Annotated in this window: 11 protein-coding genes; 5 read left to right on the top strand and 6 right to left on the bottom strand. The window is 46.5% G+C overall.

Annotated features, from left to right (window positions below; genetic code table 11):
* Positions 1-377: 377 nt before the first annotated feature.
* From FSB75_RS00130 to FSB75_RS00110, 5 genes are all read left to right on the top strand, one after another.
* Positions 378-3,458, top strand: a complete 3,081-nt coding sequence (locus tag FSB75_RS00130) for a SusC/RagA family TonB-linked outer membrane protein (RefSeq protein ID WP_172623022.1) — start codon at positions 378-380, stop codon at positions 3,456-3,458.
* A gap of 13 nt (positions 3,459-3,471) precedes the next feature.
* Complete coding sequence (locus FSB75_RS00125) at positions 3,472-5,049, top strand: RagB/SusD family nutrient uptake outer membrane protein (RefSeq protein ID WP_172623021.1); 1,578 nt, start codon at positions 3,472-3,474, stop codon at positions 5,047-5,049.
* Between the two features lie 33 nt (positions 5,050-5,082).
* Entirely contained in the window at positions 5,083-5,997 is a 915-nt protein-coding gene (locus tag FSB75_RS00120; protein ID WP_146781237.1) for a DUF5017 domain-containing protein, read from the top strand.
* Between the two features lie 66 nt (positions 5,998-6,063).
* Entirely contained in the window at positions 6,064-7,485 is a 1,422-nt protein-coding gene (locus FSB75_RS00115; protein WP_146781235.1) for a fasciclin domain-containing protein, read from the top strand.
* 79 nt (positions 7,486-7,564) lie between these two features.
* Entirely contained in the window at positions 7,565-8,275 is a 711-nt protein-coding gene (locus FSB75_RS00110; RefSeq protein WP_146781233.1) for an SGNH/GDSL hydrolase family protein, read from the top strand.
* A 4-nt stretch (positions 8,276-8,279) separates the two neighbouring features.
* Here FSB75_RS00110 and FSB75_RS00105 read toward each other — a convergent pair whose 3' ends face one another.
* The 6 genes from FSB75_RS00105 to FSB75_RS00080 all read right to left on the bottom strand — a co-directional run bounded on the left by FSB75_RS00105 (position 8,280) and on the right by FSB75_RS00080 (position 16,737).
* The gene (locus tag FSB75_RS00105) at positions 8,280-8,969 is read right to left on the bottom strand and encodes a GDSL-type esterase/lipase family protein (RefSeq protein WP_146781231.1); all 690 of its coding nucleotides are present in this window, start codon (positions 8,967-8,969) and stop codon (positions 8,280-8,282) included.
* Positions 8,970-8,977: 8 nt separating this feature from the next.
* Positions 8,978-9,766: an SDR family oxidoreductase gene (locus FSB75_RS00100; protein WP_146781229.1), complete on the bottom strand. Its 789-nt coding sequence runs from the start codon at positions 9,764-9,766 to the stop codon at positions 8,978-8,980.
* 19 nt (positions 9,767-9,785) lie between these two features.
* Positions 9,786-11,150 carry a sialidase family protein gene (locus tag FSB75_RS00095; protein WP_172623020.1) on the bottom strand — a complete coding sequence of 455 codons (1,365 nt, stop codon included), beginning with the start codon at positions 11,148-11,150 and terminating at the stop codon, positions 9,786-9,788.
* Between the two features lie 8 nt (positions 11,151-11,158).
* A complete protein-coding gene (locus FSB75_RS00090) occupies positions 11,159-12,892 on the bottom strand; it encodes a hypothetical protein (protein WP_146781226.1) in 1,734 nt (577 codons plus the stop codon).
* A gap of 151 nt (positions 12,893-13,043) precedes the next feature.
* Complete coding sequence (locus tag FSB75_RS00085; protein WP_146781224.1) at positions 13,044-13,790, bottom strand: phytanoyl-CoA dioxygenase family protein; 747 nt, start codon at positions 13,788-13,790, stop codon at positions 13,044-13,046.
* Between the two features lie 85 nt (positions 13,791-13,875).
* A complete protein-coding gene (locus FSB75_RS00080; protein ID WP_146781223.1) occupies positions 13,876-16,737 on the bottom strand; it encodes an FAD-binding and (Fe-S)-binding domain-containing protein in 2,862 nt (953 codons plus the stop codon).
* Between the last annotated feature and the right edge of the window lie 66 nt (positions 16,738-16,803).

The raw sequence follows: 16,803 nt of genomic DNA, 5'->3' as shown, positions 1-16,803 counted from the left end.
ACTAAATAGTCGAAAAAATGTACTTGAAAAAAAATACCAGAGATCAAAAAAATAGGATCATACTTTGGTAGATAGACAATTTACTTTAGTGGGCGAGTCTTTCTGTGACGATTGCTTTATTGTTCGAGATCACGACTGCCATTTTTAGGGGTAGAATTAGATTTTCGCAAATGCGAACAACTGCAATCGCCAGAATATCCTTTGTTCCGTGTTAAACCGCTGCACACAATCAAACAATTCCTGATTTTTCATTATCAATACCAATACCGTTACTAATGCAAGTAAAAATTGCTTTTTCTCCCTGCGCAATTTCATCCCGCAATAATTCCGTCGTTTATTGCGTCAGAAAACAGCGACTTCTCTTTTTTACCTTATTCTTGTTTTCCCTTTCCGGCTTCGCACAAACAACCATTACGGGTTTGGTAAAAAACACAGATGGTCTTCCGCTTTCGGGTGTATCTGTTCGGGCAAAAAATACATCAGCCAACGGTACCGTTACAAACAATAGTGGTGCTTATTCAATTGTGGTACAACCAAACGAAAAGACGCTGGTGTTTTCGTTTGTGGGCTATACAACACAGGAAATTTCCATTGGCGGCAGGAAAACAATTAATCTGACAATGGATGTGAACAACACCGGCATGGACGAAGTGATTGTTACGGGTTATACCACCACTACCCGCAAAGATTTAACCGGCGCAGTTGGATCGGTAAAAATGGAAGAACTGCAAAAAGCACCGGTGCGTTCGTTTGAAGAAGCGCTTGCCGGACGGGTAGCCGGCGTGCAGGTAACCTCGCAAAGCGGCCGTCCGGGTTCGGGAATAGACATTGTCATTCGAGGTGTTGGATCGATTTCACAAAGCAACCGGCCGTTGTTTGTAATTGATGGCTTCCCCATTGAAAACCCTGATAACAATATTTTAGATCCGAACGACATCGAGTCCATCAACGTGTTAAAGGATGCATCTTCCACGGCCTTGTATGGCGCTAAAGGTTCGAACGGGGTCGTTGTTATTACGACTAAACGTGGCACAAGGGGCACACCGGTCATTGGCTACAATGCCAGTTATGGAATCAACAAGCCGATAAAGTATTTAAAGCTGTTAAGCCCTTACGAATTTGTGAAGGTGCAATCGGAATACTTAGGCGCCAACAATCCGTATTTAAACAACGGTGCTGTTCTCGAAGATTACCGCAATGTAAAAGGAGTTGACTGGCAGGGACGATTGTTGCAAACCGGCAGCCAGCAAAACCATTCACTCAGTTTACGTGGTGGTGCTGGGGGAACGCTTTATTCTTTTTCCGGCAATTATTTCAACCAGGAAGGCATCATCATTAATTCCGCATTTCGCCGCTATCAAGGAAAGCTAACGCTTGATCAAACGGTCGGCACTCGATTGAAAGTCTCAGCGGCTGTTACCTATACAAACAATAAAATTGCCGGGCAAGATCCGCAGGGAACAAGCGGTGGCGGCAATGCGCTCTTCTATCATGCTTTCACTTATCGCCCTATTTCTATTTCGGGATTCGATGACCAGTTGGAAGCTTCGCTTTATGATCCTGAAGGAAATGGTGTTCAGGATTACCGCGTGAACCCTATTCTTTCTACAAAGAACGAAATCAGGAACAACATTAGCAGCAATATCATTAGCAATCTTTCGGTTGATTACAGCATCACCAAGCAATTGAAATTACGTGTGCGTGGCAGTGCCAACAACACGTTTATGCGGGTGGAAAGTTTCAATGGTTCGAAAACCAGGCTAGGCGGACCTTACAGCACATCGGGCATCAACGGTAGCCTGTATAATTATCAATACGACTACTTCGACAACACGAATTTGCTTGACTATACCAACACTTTCGGAAAAAAACACCGGTTTAACCTTGTTGTGGGCAATTCCATTCAAATGGCGCAGTCACGTTCTTTTGGCTACAGCGCTTATCAAATACCGTCTGAAGAACTTGGCATCAGCGGCATCGACGCGGGCATCATCAATACGCCACCAACAGGCTCCATCAGCAAAAGCACTTTGGCGTCTTTACTGGGTAGTTTTGCATACAACTACGCTGGCAAATATTACCTCACCGGCAATTTCCGGGCTGACGGGTCGTCAAAATTTGTTGGTGATAACAAATGGAGCTACTTCCCATCAGGTGCTGTAAAATGGAAATTCACCGAAGAAAAATTTTTAAAGAAAAACAAAATTCTTTCTGATGGAAACATTCGCGGCAGCTATGGCATCACAGGCAACAATCGTATTGGCGATTTCGATACCTATGCCCGCATCTCCTTCAGTTCTCCTTTTACCTATAACGGTGTAACGCAACCAAACAGCGCTGTTATCGGCTCGTTACAGAATCCGTCGCTGAAATGGGAAAATACAACCGCTACGGACTTGGGAGTTGACTTAGGTTTCTTTGACAACCGACTAAACTTGGTTGTTGATGTTTACAAACGCACAACAAAAAACCTGCTTTACCGTACGCAATTGCCGACCAGCACAGGCTACGGCAGCGTGTTGAAAAACATTGCCGCCATTAGCAACCGCGGACTAGAAATTAGCCTGAATGCTGCCGTTATTAACAAAGGCGACTTTTCGTACAACAGCAATTTCAACATCAGCTTTAACCGAAACCGTCTCGAAGCACTTTCTGACCCCGATGAAAATGCTATTACTACTTCAGTTTCCTGGGAGGCAGTTTATGCCACAACGCCGGCTTACATTGCAAAAATTGGCGGGCCACTCGGGCAGATGTACGGCTTGGTTGCCGACGGCCTCTACCAATACAGCGATTTTGACCGTTTGCCCAACGGCACTTATGCTTTAAAACCCAACATCGCCGTGAGCGGCACGCCGCAACCCGGCGACCAGAAATTCATAGACATTAACCACGACGGAAAAATCAATGCTGATGACCGTGTCGTAATTGGCAACGGCTATCCGTTGCATACGGGTGGCTGGAGCAACAGTTTGCGGTATAAAAACTTTGACGTAAACATTTTTTTACAATGGTCCTACGGCAATAGCGTCATTGATGCCAATCGCATCTGGTTTGCCACCGGCATGGGCATTCAACAGCGGGGGAGCTTTATACCGGCACAGAACACGTTTGCCGAATTTGCCAACCGGTGGACGGCCGCCAATCAAGACACCGATATTCCAAAGCTAAACCGCGTAGCAGCGGGTGTGTACAGTTCGCAGTTTGTGGAAGACGGGTCTTTCCTCCGGTTAAAGACGATCAACATCGGTTACAACCTGCCCGCCAAGTTGCTGTTGCGACATAAAATCAAAGGCCTTCGCGTTTACGTTGCCACGTCAAATATTTACACGTGGACAAAATACAAAGGCTATGATCCGGAACTTTCGGCTTACCAAACTGCCTTAACGCCCGGCCTTGACTATTCTACGTATCCACGTCCTTTCACGATTGTCGGCGGTCTCAATCTTTCATTTTAAACAAATGCAGATAATGAAAAAAATTCTTCCCCTCCTCGTTGTTTGCACCTTCCTTGGTGGTTGCAAAAAATATCTAACAACGGTACCACAGGATTTTATTACGCCGCAAAATTATTTTACGAAAGAGCAGGATGCGGTACTGGCCCTGAATGCCGCATTTGACGAACTCTCGCGGCAATGGTATTATGCCGGTTACTGGCAGGCACGCATGGTGGAATCATGTGATGATGTGTATTGTACTTTGACAGGTCAATATCCTGCCAACCACCAGGCCCTAGCCACGGATCCAAGTTTTGCCAGCACCTGGCAAGTGTTGTACGAAGCGATTGAGCGTTGCAATGTTTTGCTGGCCAATATTGACAAAGTGGACATGGACGCTACAAAAAAGGGTTACATTAAAGGCGAAGCATTGTTCTTCCGGGCTTATTGTTTTTTCTTTTTGGTTGATCAGTGGGGGCCAATTCCGCTAAAACTGAAACCTACAGCAGATGCCAACGACATCAGTATCCCCCGCTCGTCGGTTGCCGATGTGTATGCTCAAATTTTAAAAGACATGACGGCTGCGGAAGAGTTGGTGCCTACCACTGCTCTGGGCGATTACGGTGGTGCTGGCTATCCTGCAAAAACGACGGTGCAAGGTATTCTTGCAAGAGTGTGCCTAACCATGGCGGGTGATCCGCTCAATGACAAAACCAAATTTGAAGATGCAAGAAAATGGGCACAAAAGGCGGTGGACTCAAAAGAACACGGCTTGAATCCAGACTATACGGATGTCTTCATTAAAATGATTTCAAACCAATACGACAAAAAGGAAAGCATGTGGGAGGTGGACATGGTAGATATACCGGGCAAAACAGAACACGGCTACCTGGGTTATTTGAACGGAATTAGCTGCCCTCTTGCGGATACCGGCAACTGTGCAGGACAGGTAAGAGCAACAAGGTTGCTGTACAATTTGTACAATGCAAAGGACCTGCGCAGGGATTGGAACATTGCACCTTACTATTACGTTGCTTCAGGCTCTACGGTTACCCGGAGTTACATGTCAAGCACAGCCTTGTACGACCGGTTTCCAGGCAAGTTCCGCCTTCAATACACGCCGTTTCCGCGTACTACGGGAAGGTCGCCCGTTAACTTTCCACTGCTCCGTTATGCCGATGTCTTGCTTATGCTCGCTGAAGCAGAAAATGAAACAAACGGGCCAACGACACTTGCTTATTCCTGCATTAACCAAGTAAGAGCACGGGCTTGGGGTAAACTGTTGCCAGGAGCCACTAATCCAACTGAATCGAATTTAACCGCGGGCATGGACCAAGCCTCTTTCCGGCAGGCTATCCAGGATGAACGTTGCCGTGAGTTCCCTTCGGAGGGATTGCGCAAACATGACCTGATGCGTTGGGGCATTTTCTTCTCCACGCTACAAAAAATGAAGAACGATGTAACCAACACAGCGCTGCCGGCGGTGAACAGTTCACTGAAACAAATCATTATCAACATTTCAGACAATGCCACGCCCAAATGGCGCTACTGGCCTATTCCTGCGAATGAACTTTCGTTAAACAACGCCATGACGCAAAATCCTGGCTGGTAAACAAAGCAATTAAAAACACTATCATTTACTGAAATGAAACAAAATATAAAATTTGCTCTCTTCGGCTTAGGTATTGTGCTTTGTTTATGCGCCTGTAAAAAAGATTACACAGCGGTGGAATCGCCGTCGTTTGAAGTAGCAGTTGATTCGACGACGTACAGCGTTGGCAAACCCATTATTTTTCATTTTTCGGGCACCGCTGATGTAATTACATTTTTTTCCGGCGCACCGGGCAGCGAATACAAGTTCAAAGACAGGACAACAGTAGAAGGTACACCGCAAATGCAGTTCACCTCTTACCGCCAGTTCGGCGCCACGGCAGCCACGCCGGACACGACGCTGAAACTGATGATTTCTAACAATTTCAGGAACGTATTTGATGTAGAGAACTTAAAGGCGGCTACATGGACCGACATTTCAGACCGTGCACAGTTTTCAACCGGCACCGATAATACGCCTTCGGGAGTCATCAACCTAGCCGACTTCAACAAAAAAGATTCGCCGGTGTATGTCGCTTTCAAATACCATGATTTTAAATCGGCCGTTTCGCAACGCACCTGGACGATCAAAAACATTCTGGTGCAAAACAAACTGGCGGATAGCACGCTGGCAACCGTAGCCACATCCGCCAGCATCAGCTGGGGCGCACTGGATGTATTGAACAATGCAAAGGTTTGGTCATTCAGCAGCACACAAATTCAAATGGCGGGCGGCGCCATTGGCACGGATGACAACGAAGACTGGATCATCAGTCAACCACTTTTCTTTAATCGAACGGCTCGTGCTGTTGGCGTCAGCATCCGTAACAACCCCACAGCCGTATTGACTGACTACACCTTTGCGGGCTACTCATCGCCGGGCACATACACCGTAAGTTTTGAAGCTATCAATGCCAGCAAATGGGACAACAAGCAAGTGGTGAAAGAGATAACAATCACGGTTCGTTAAACGGCTTGAAAGGCATTTGAAAAATGTCGTGCTTTTAAAACGGATCAGTACAAACAAAACATCTTCATGAAAAGATCAACTCGTTTTTATTCGCTTAGTATTTTGTTTACCGCCCTTTGCTTTATGTCGTGCAAAAAGCAGTCGTCGGTTGACATGCCGCCATCTATTGTAACCGCATACGATGCTTTTAGTGAGGACAGCTATAATTTTTCTTTGTTCAAATACCTGATTGACAGAGCTGGACAAGCCGATTTATTGAAAGGTGGGAATTACACCATTTTCGCTCCGACCAATTCGGCTTTTTCAGCAGCCGGCTATACAACCGCTGCCATTCAGGCTCTCTCAAGTGACTCGGTTGTAAGACTATTGCGAAATCATTTGGTGGAAGGCAAAATTGAAAGCAGCAGTTTAACGGCTGGACAGCAATTGACCACGTTGAACGGCGATAAACTTTTGATTCAAAAAGTTGGCAATGATTTATATGTCGATGGCGCGAACATTACTAACACCAATGAACCCGTTAGCAACGGCATCTTTCATGTCATCAACAAAGTGTTGGCAAAGCGTTCTACGCTTCTTGAGCGGCTTAATACTTATGCCAACAGCACATCAAACTCACAGTTTACTTACTTAATTGCGGCCATTGCAAGAGCCAGCCAGGGCAGCACCGATTTTAATGCGATGCTCTCCGATCCGGCTGCGAACTACACATTGTTTGCGCCAAATAACGGCGCTTTTATTGATGGCGGCTATGCTTCGGCTGCCGCGATAACCGCAGCGGTTCCCGATACACTTGGCCGTTTGCTGAAACGACACATGATTAGCAGCCGGCTTCTCACCACCGATTTTGATTCATCAAAGCCGCAAACAACGCTCGGCAGCACCCTGGTTTATTTCGACAAGCTTAAACCTGGCAACACGACCTATAACTACGCGAATGGCCTAATTATTTACGGCGGTTTTTCCAACATGCTTGGCGGCAACAACGGCGTGATTCATTCGGTGTCGCGATTCCTGCCGATACCACAAACGGTTACGACGCTGGCACGGATTCAATCCGATACGACATTAACCTACTTCAACGCCGCATTGGTAAAAGCAAGCAGCGGCAGTGGGATGGACTTCGTAAAAATGCTTTCCGACCCCGCCGCATCCTATACGGTGTTCGCAGTGAACAATGCTGGTTTTAGAGCCGCAGGCTATGCAACGGCTGCAGCTGTGAGCAATGAAAGTTCTAATGTTCTGGCAAAAATATTACGGCTTCATTTGTTGAATAAGCGTATCAACAACATCAACATCGCCGAAAACGGCACCGTGCAAACGCTGTTGACGACTGATACGGGAACCCCTGTTTCACTAACGTTTACACTTACCGGGGGATTTAAAGTTAAGGGAGCCTCTAACGTGAATACTATTCCGGTGATTACTCAAAATCTTGTCACCTCCAACGGACTTTTAAACATCATTGGTTCTGTTTTAACGCCTTGACACAAAGCAGCACAAAAAGAAAGACCCTGTTCTTGCAAAAGACAGGGCTTTTTTTCTTACAGGTAAACGTGCAATTATTATGAATAAACACAGTCGCTTATTACTTCTCATTTGTCTTATTGTTCAATTGGCGACAGGCTTTGCCCAGTCAAACGTTTCTGACTATTTAGCGGATGTAAAAACAGAACTAAAAAAAGAGTGGCCGAAGAACCGCGTCGTCAATTTGGTTTTTCACGGTCATTCGGTTCCTGCAGGATATTTTAAAACGCCGGTCGTTAACACGTTCGACTCTTACCCTTTTCTTGCATTCAAACGCATAAAAGAGCTATACCCGAACGCAGTTGTAAACGTTATCATCACGGCTAAAGGCGGAGAGAATTCTACCAATGGACAGAAGAGATTTAAAAAAGAAGTGCTGGTTCACAAGCCCGACGTGCTCTTTATTGATTATGCCTTAAACGACCGCATGACCGGCCTTGAAAAATCAAGAAAAGCCATGGAGAAAATGATCAAAGCCGCATTGAAAAAAAAGATAAAAGTTATTTTGTTGACGCCAACGCCACATCAGAATTACAACTTGTTAGACACCACCAATGCGTATGAACCGTTTGCGCAAGAAGTTCGTGATCTGGCGAAAGAATACAAGGTTGGCCTGGTTGACAGCTACGAAACATTCCGGGAAGAATTAAACAAAGGACACAAGGTTACTGAATTCATGTCGCAGGTAAATCACCCCAATAAAGAAGGCCATCAATTGGTAGCCGATAAGATTGTGGCTTGGTTTGAATAATCCTCTATTTGAGATAGTTTCCCTTTCGCAATAGATCCACCCAAATATCGTAGCCGGCTTTTGTGAGGTGTACGCCGTCGAAGGTAAGATTCAGCGGCAGGTTGCCTTCCGCATCGGCAAACGCAGAATAAAGATCAATAAAGCCAACGCCTTCTTCTTCCGCTAGGCTTTTCAGTCCGGCATTGATGGCCTTTATGTGATTGGCTTTGTTATAGTGCGACGTTAATTTACCGGCGGCGCTGTTGGTGGGAAGAATGGATTGAAAGAAAATTTTGGTGCGAGGCGAACCGGTTTTTATAGCGGCAATCATGCGCCGGTAGTTTTGCAATATCACGCTGTCGGGAATGTTGCGGGCTACGTCATTAATGCCAATAAGAATAAAAACTTTGTTTGGCTGGCCACCAATGACTTCATCCAAACGATCAAGAACGCCAAACGTAATATCGCCGGGAACGCCCCGGTTTTTTATGTGTTTTGAATTCAGGAGTTCTGTCCAGTTGCCCCAGAAAGTGATGCTGTTGCCCAAAAAAACGATATCCTTTTTTGAATGCGTTGCAGCACGAAACACAGCTACCTGCAACGGGTAAATTTCAGGACGGTAAGTGCTGTCCCATTTTGCTGTTTGTGCAAACGCATTGCCGGTAATAAAGAAAACGCAAGCACTGAAAAAGATGATTCGGAGAATTTTCCTCATCTGAATACTTACCAGCTTGTCCAGCCGCCGTCAACAAATAAATTTTGTCCTGTTACAAAAGATGAAGCATCGGAAATAAAAAAGCAAACCGCACCCGCTACTTCATGCTGCAGACCTACCCTGCCCATTGGCACTTTGTAAGCAAGCCGCTCCACGAAATCTTTGTTCTTTTCCTGCACCGCCGGACTTGGAAACGGTCCCGGCGAGATGCAATTGCACCGAATGTTCTTCTTCGCCCAATGCACGGCCATGTACCGTGTCATTTGCACAATACCGGCTTTGCCTACGCCGTATTCAATGGGATTTACGTTCATCGGCGCTTCGTACACCCGCGGATCGGGCGACACGGAACCGTACATGCTGGAGAACAACACAATGCTTCCCCTGCCAACTTTCTCCATCGCCTGCCCGACTTCTCTTGCCAGCAAAAACGTGGCGGTAAGCCCGGCATGATTCACGTCGTCAAAATCTTTCTCTGTTAGGTCTTCAAAGTTTTTAGACGCAGAGCCAAAGGTTAAAATCACCAGGCCGTCGGGCACGCCGTCAATCGTTTTTTCAGCTACAAATTTTTTAATGGCTTCGCCGTCTCGCACATCAAGTGTTGCTGATGTTGCTTTCTCATTTGCCTGCGGCAAAGAAGCAACAAAGTCATCGGCCTTTCCTGCCAGATCCATGCAAAGAACGTTGGCGCCAGCGTCCAAAAGCATTTTAACCGTAGTCTGTCCGAGATAGCCGGCACCGCCAGCCACCCAAATTGTTTTTCCGCTTAAACGAAACAGGTCAAATAAATTATTCATACAGAGTTTTCAATTGATCTCATGGATTAACCGTCACTTCTCGAACCTTAATCGCTTTCCGGATGTCGCCACTTTCAGTTCTGTAATTGAAATCAGAGTACGCAATCAGGAATTTGTTTTTGCCTAAAGGCAAAAGACCCGTATAGCCACAAGATACCGCCGCCGTTACGCCGCTTAATTCTTTTTTCACCTCGCCATAAGGCAACATCTCAAACGGCATTGTCCATTGCCTGCCTTGTCCATCGGCAGAAAAACGCAGTTGTACTCCCGGCCGGCCCGAAGCCATTACCAACACCCCGTTTCCCAACCGCAAGAGCCGCGGCATTACGCCTGTGGCCGTGAGTACCGTCGGCTTTGTCCAGGTCTTGCCTTCATCGGTTGAATAACTGGCGAACATTGGCCCGATGCCAACGCCATCGGTTGTCCGCATTACGCAGAGAAAGGTTCCGTCATTTAAAACCTCGAAAGCCGGTTCCGAATAACCTCCTCTTTTTGCGGCCAGCGAATCACCAACGGTAGTAGCGTCGTAGGGAATTCTTCCCTGAATTTGCCAGCTATGGCCATTGTCTGTTGAGCGATAGAAGAATACACCCGAATGAGGATCAGTCATCCCTTTTTCATCAATTAAAAATCCTGGATAAATACCGGCAACGAGCGAACCGTCTTTTGCAACACGAATATCGCCCCACCAAACAATGGGCACCAATCCCGCCAAACTGTACCGTGCAGCCTGCGGGTCAACGAGAGTTGCCTGTTCGATTTTCCATTCCGTTTCACCTTTTTTTAATCGTTTAAAAAAAACGCCTTGCCGGCTTTGCGGAAGGTCGTGCAAGCGGTAAAAAGTAAAGTTGGACTTGCGATAGTTCTCCAACCCAACGCCAACCGGTTTTGACAATGCAAGTTCTTTTTCTTTGATGGGTGTAGGCGTGTAGATTTCAAGCATGTCGCCATTGGGTAAAAGAACGGAGCCTGTTGTTTGCACCGAATCCTGCAGTCTAAACGTCCTTCCATTATCGGTAGAAACAGCCACACCAAACTTGTCTTCGCCGTATGCTTCAATTGCATCTCTTGTCATGTTCCAGCGAACTTGTATGGAACCATCACTGGCCCTGCGGCCAATAGACGGAAATTGAAAATAGCCCCACTTCTCTGGTTTGGAAGCAACGCCGATAACCACAGGTTCTTTGAAAGAAATTTGCAGCTTGGTGTTGTCTATTCCTTCGTAATTAATTTTTTTGGCGTCGAATGCGGGATGACCTTTTGCGAAAATTGGCGTACCGCTTTGCATAGCGTTGTCCGCTTCCCGTACGGTTTCTTTTATACCGGCAATCTTCGAGGATTTACAACTGAGGACAACGCAACAAACGATCAAAAGTTTTTTCATTTCAGCAATCATTTAAGGTCAAGCGTAACAATTTGCGCCAGCGACATGATCATGTCATTGTCCTTGTCCGCATTGCTGGCCGCTACTGGTTTTCGGTCGTCCTGCACCCAGGCAAGAATGCGGCTTTGCGTTCGGGCCTTTACAACATGGCCTGTTGCAACGTCAACCCACTGCTCTCTTTTAAACAAAAGCTTTCCGCCACGTTTATGGAAAAATTTGAAATGCGAACCGCCGGGTCTTCGCATCGCATCTGCGGACAATAGATCTTCCAGCTTTATACCGAGATCATTCAACCAAAACTCGTGGGCTGAACGAAGCAAGCGGCATTGACGACCGTTGATTACCTCGTCGTGCACGTAAGTAATTTTCATTTCAATGGTTCGCAGCGGCGCGGGGTCGGTGCCCTGCAAAATAGGGATGCGAAGCGTCTCTTCACTCTCCCAGCTATCACCAGGCTTTACACCGTCCACCGGCAGCAGGGCCACGATTGCTGCAACGTCGGGAGCCAGCCAGTTTGCCAGCTTTCCGTTGACCTCTACGCTGCTTACTTTTCCCTGCCGGCTTGCAAGAAAGTTTATCGTTTGCACGGTGTCGCTTTCTTTTTTATCAAACCATTTAAAATCCGAAATCATCGCTTCCATTGCCACGGCTTTATCTGGGTTAACAACTTTGCCTGTCAATCTCAGGTTTGCAGTTCCCTCCAGGTAAGGCATGCCTGTTTTTTCTCTCGGCCTGAAATAATTGTAATCTGTTATCGGAATTTCCGAAACGGAATTTTTTACGGGAATGGCCTGGAGGCCGGCAATGGTTACACGATAGTTCAACGGCTGATTTACGGAATATTGCGGCGGCGCTACATTGTTATCCGGTTTTAAATAACGAAACAATTGTTTCAGCACCCGTTCGTTTTCCACCCAGGGCCGCGACATATTCCCCGTCCACGAACCCGCATCACCCACGAGTATCATTTTGCCTTTGCCTTTGCGCACCATCACAATGCCGGGACCTTTTACGTGCCGATCGGGATAACCAGCATCAGACGCCACGTGCATCAACACTTCCGGCTTTGAAGCTTCGGGAAAAATTTGAATGGTGCAGCCAGCGCCGTAATGAAAAACCGGCACGTCGTAAAAATAAGGATGGCCTTCGCCAATAACAACGTCGGAATAATGCGTGTCGTCGTGGTTCCAATCCAGGCCAAAGCTTCTCACCAGTTTTTTTAATTGAACGCTTTCGAAATCCTCGTTTGCTCTATCGGGAGTAAAAGCATTAATCATGATCATCAGGCTCCCGCCGTCGGTCACAAAACGTTGCAGGACTGCAATTTCTTTATCGGAAAGCACCGGCACGGTGGGAACAACTTTCGGATTGTCGGGGTTGATGATAAGCACGGCATCTTGCTGCGCCAATGCTTCTTTGGTCAACGGCGTGCCGCCGATGGTGATGGAGTGCTCTTCGCCCAATGCGGTAAACACCGGGTCAAAAGTGTTGGAATGCACAAAGTCGTTCCAGGCATAGCGGCCGGCGCCGGCTACCCAACTGCCGGTAACCATGAACTTTCCCACTTTGGTATCGGGGCGGGTGCGGTGGTAATAATCGAAAAGTATGCGCAGCGGTTTTGCGGGCGATGCGCTGTATATCTCGGTTTGAAAACCGCCAACGGCTTGCGAACTTTTTTGTGCAAAAAGGTTTACGTGCAAACCAACGAACAGAAAGACTGCCAGAAATTTAATGTACTTCATACAACATAAAAAAGGTGGAATGATGCAGCCCAAGATCCGTGGTAAAGCACTGCAATGATTGCCGGATTTTTTTGAATCCTGATACAATCATTCAGCGAAGAGATTGCGCGATTTTTTACGGGAAACTTCAAGCTATTTTCGCTGCGTCGTTTTAGAATTTACCCGCAAATCTTTCTTCGCTCAGCTTTTGCTGATACGCCTTTTTGGCTGCCAAATCTTCCCTTGCCGATTCGCCAAAATAAATAAAGCCCAGAGCCCTGCGGGAACGATTGCTTTTGTTGCCATCGGCCCTGTGAATGGTCATGGCGTGATGAATCAGCAGGTCGCCGGCTTGGGCAGGAAACGGGACTTCAGCCGCAAAGTCTTCGTCACCGTAATCGGTTATGCCTTGCGAAAAGCCCAGTGTTTTTGTTCGGCCGTGCGGACGCATGCCTTTCTTATGCGAACCGGGTATATATCGCACACAACCATTTTCTTCATCCGCATCTTCCAATGCCATCCACATTGTAATGGCCTGCGGCGGATTAAGCATGAAATAATATCCATCCTGGTGTGGAGGTGTAGGCTTGCCAATTTGCGGCGGCTTATTAAAATATTCAAGGTTCTTACCGATGACTTTATCTTCCAATAGCAGTTCGGCAATTTTTTCAAACTCGCTTCCTTTCAAAATCTTTTCAAAGAAAGAGTTGTAACGGTGAATGTCCTGTAATTGTTTTAGCGTGGCCGGATCGCTGTTGTCTTCGTAAAAAACAAAGGCCTCCGGCATGGACGCCACCTCATTACTGATAAAACTTTTTAGCTCACTGTTGATTTGCTCCACTTCTTCTTTACTCAAAAAACTTTTGATGAAAACATAACCGTCGCGGTCGTAGTTCTGTTTGATTTCGGCGAGATTCATTACATGTTTTTTTAAGAGAAATAGGCAGCATAAAGTTACCCGGCCCTTTGTGCCGGGTATACTATTATTTTTTTTACTGCTGGTATTATTTTCCGCTTTCCGCAGCCGGTGCGGAGCTACATTCATCAGCCAGGTGAAGTAAGGAATGATAGTCAGCACCTACCGCATCGGACATGGCCATTTCACAAGTTTTGGCCGTAGAATAAAAACCATCGTAACGTCCTTCTTTTAATTCGGCAGCCTCCGGCCGCGTAGCCGATTGGGTAAGCTCGGGAAATAAAAACCCGCGGTCACCGGCCATACCGCAACAACCCGCATGAACGGGAACGGTAACTTGATGGGCCAAACTTTTGGCCACTGATAAAAATTTTGTTTCGAGGCCCATGTGCACCAGCGAACAAACAGGATGCACGGCAATATTTTCCTTTTTTTGAATTTGCAATCGCGGAAGAATGTAGTCTGCCAAATAATCGATGCTGTCAAGAATTTTCAACAAGGCAAAACGTTCCTTGTTCTGTTCCGATAAAGCCCAGGCGCAATGTTGTAATGTGTGCGTACAGGATGTGATGTCAAGCACCACGGGCAGTTTTCCTTCCTTGGTCCATTTCCAAAGTTTTTCAACGGTTTGGTTGGCCATGTATGCAAAGGCTTCGTTATACCCTTTTGATGAAAAGGGCTGACCGCAACAACTCGTGTTGATGTCATTTGGCATGAGAAAGTTAATGCCGGCTTTTTCAGATACCGAAACAAAGGCGTCTATTGCACTCTTTCGGCCATCAGAAGAACCGCCCATTACCCGGTTGATGCACGTGGGAAAATAAACAACTGCAGTTGCTGCGTCTGCCGATTTATTTGCATCAAATTTTTTATAGTCGGTGACCGTTGGCTTTAATTGATTTGACCACAACGGCATGGCCGGCACAACCTTCTTTACAGTTTTTGTAAAACGATGCAACGTGCTTTTGCCGAGCAAACCGTTAACGCCGTTACCAGCCCGCAGCCCGCCTTTTATCACCGAAGAAAGCAGTCCAAAATTTTTAGCGGCAGTTAATGCAAGCTTGTTTGATAACGCGTTGTGGCTTTCCTTTCGCAAACGTTTAATCAAAGAACCGGTATTGATATCAACCGGGCAAGCCGTGGCGCACAACCCATCAACGGCGCAAGTATCCATTCCATCGTACCGGTATTGTTGCAACAATTCGTTGTGTTGTTTTGTGTTGCCGTTTTCCTTCAACGTTGCCAATTCGCGGCGAATGACAATGCGTTGCCGCGGTGTAAGCGTAAGGTTACGACTGGGACAACGGTGCTCGCAAAAACCACACTCCATGCATTTGTCCACTTCGCGTTCTACGCCTGGCATTGCCTTTAAATGCAAAACATGCGCATTGCTTTTTTCGTTAATGATAACACCGGGATTGAGAAGATTGTGCGGGTCAACGGCTTCCTTCAACATCTTCATGATCCGGTAAATCTCCGGTCCCCATTCCGTCTCTACAAAAGGCGCCATGTTGCGGCCTGTTCCGTGTTCGGCCTTTAATGTGCCGTTGTATTTCTTGACTACTACGTCCACCACTTCGCGCAGAAACCGATCGTAGCGTTCCACTTCTTCCGCAACATTAAACGTTTGCGTTACCACAAAATGAAGGTTACCGTCTTTTGCATGTCCAAAAATGATTGCGTCATTATAACCGTATTTTTTAAAAAGTTGATGAAGGTCCAACACAGCATCGCCCAACAGCGCTACGGGAAAAGCAATGTCTTCCAAAATAACCGATGTGCCGCTGGCTCTCACCGCGCCAACCGATGGAAACAAACCTTTGCGCACCTTCCAGTAAAGGGCTTGGTTATACGGATCTTCCGTAAACTCGGGTTCGTTCAGCAAATTCAGGTTCGTCGTGTGGGCGAGAAAAGCATTCACTTTCGCTTCCACTTCTCCCCTGCTGCTGCCTTGAAATTCTACCAGTAAGGCCGCAGCGTTTTCGGGCAAAAATTTTATTTGTTCAGGAAGACCGGCAATATGCGCTACGCTGTGCAACGAAGCCCTGTCCATTAATTCAACGGCTTCTGCCCCGGCGTTGCTTAATGGAATAATAGCTTTGCAGGCTTCAAAAATCTGCGGAAAATACAATAACGCTGTGGAGCGAAAGGGAAAATCCGGAACGGTTTCAAGTACCGCTTCAGAAATGAAGGCAAGCGTGCCTTCCGCACCAATTAAAAGATGCGCTAAAATATCCAGCGGCTCTTCGTAATCGATAAAAGCATTTACAGAATAACCAACCGTGTTTTTTGTTTGGTACTTCTGCCGTATGCGGTTGTACAAATACGGCTGCGAAATAATTTCCTGCCGCAACAATTCAATCGTTTGATAAAGTTCGGGACACTCAATTTTGAAACGCTGGTAATCTTCTTTCCACTCCGTTGTGTAAGCCTTTCCATTTGGCAGAATGAAACGAATGTATTTGGTAGTGTGATATGAATTACGAGTGACGCCGCAACACATACCGCTTGAGTTGTTAGACAGAATTCCGCCCATCATTGCCGCGTTAATGCTGGCCGGATCGGGCCCGATTTTGCGGTTGTATTTTTTTAGATAAGCATTGGCCGTAGCGCCAATCATCCCGGGTTGTACGCGAATTTGCAAGCCTTCATTCTCAACTTTATGAACTGTCCAAAACTTGCTCAGGTCAACCAAAATCCCATCTGAAATGGCTTGTCCGGAAAGACTCGTGCCGCCGGTACGAAAAGTTAGCGGCAGGTTGTTTTGTTGCGAAAATTTAAAGAGAGCTTTTATCTCGTCTTCGTTCACGGGTTGCACAACCGCTTTGGGACGCAGGTAGTAAAAACCGGCATCCGGCGCATAGGCTGCCAAGTCAATCAGGCGCGATTTTATTCTTTCTTTTGGCAAGATGGATTCTAATAGTTTGCCGGTTTCTGTTGCTGTATTCATGAGAGTAGCATTGCGTGTTCAAGATGCTTCATAAAATTTATTTAGACTTGATTATTTTAAAATAGC

Source organism: Flavisolibacter ginsenosidimutans, assembly GCF_007970805.1.
Lineage (GTDB): Bacteria > Bacteroidota > Bacteroidia > Chitinophagales > Chitinophagaceae > Flavisolibacter > Flavisolibacter ginsenosidimutans.
The sequence above is the reverse complement of the archived record's forward strand: the minus strand, read 5'-3'. Positions and strand labels throughout refer to the sequence as shown.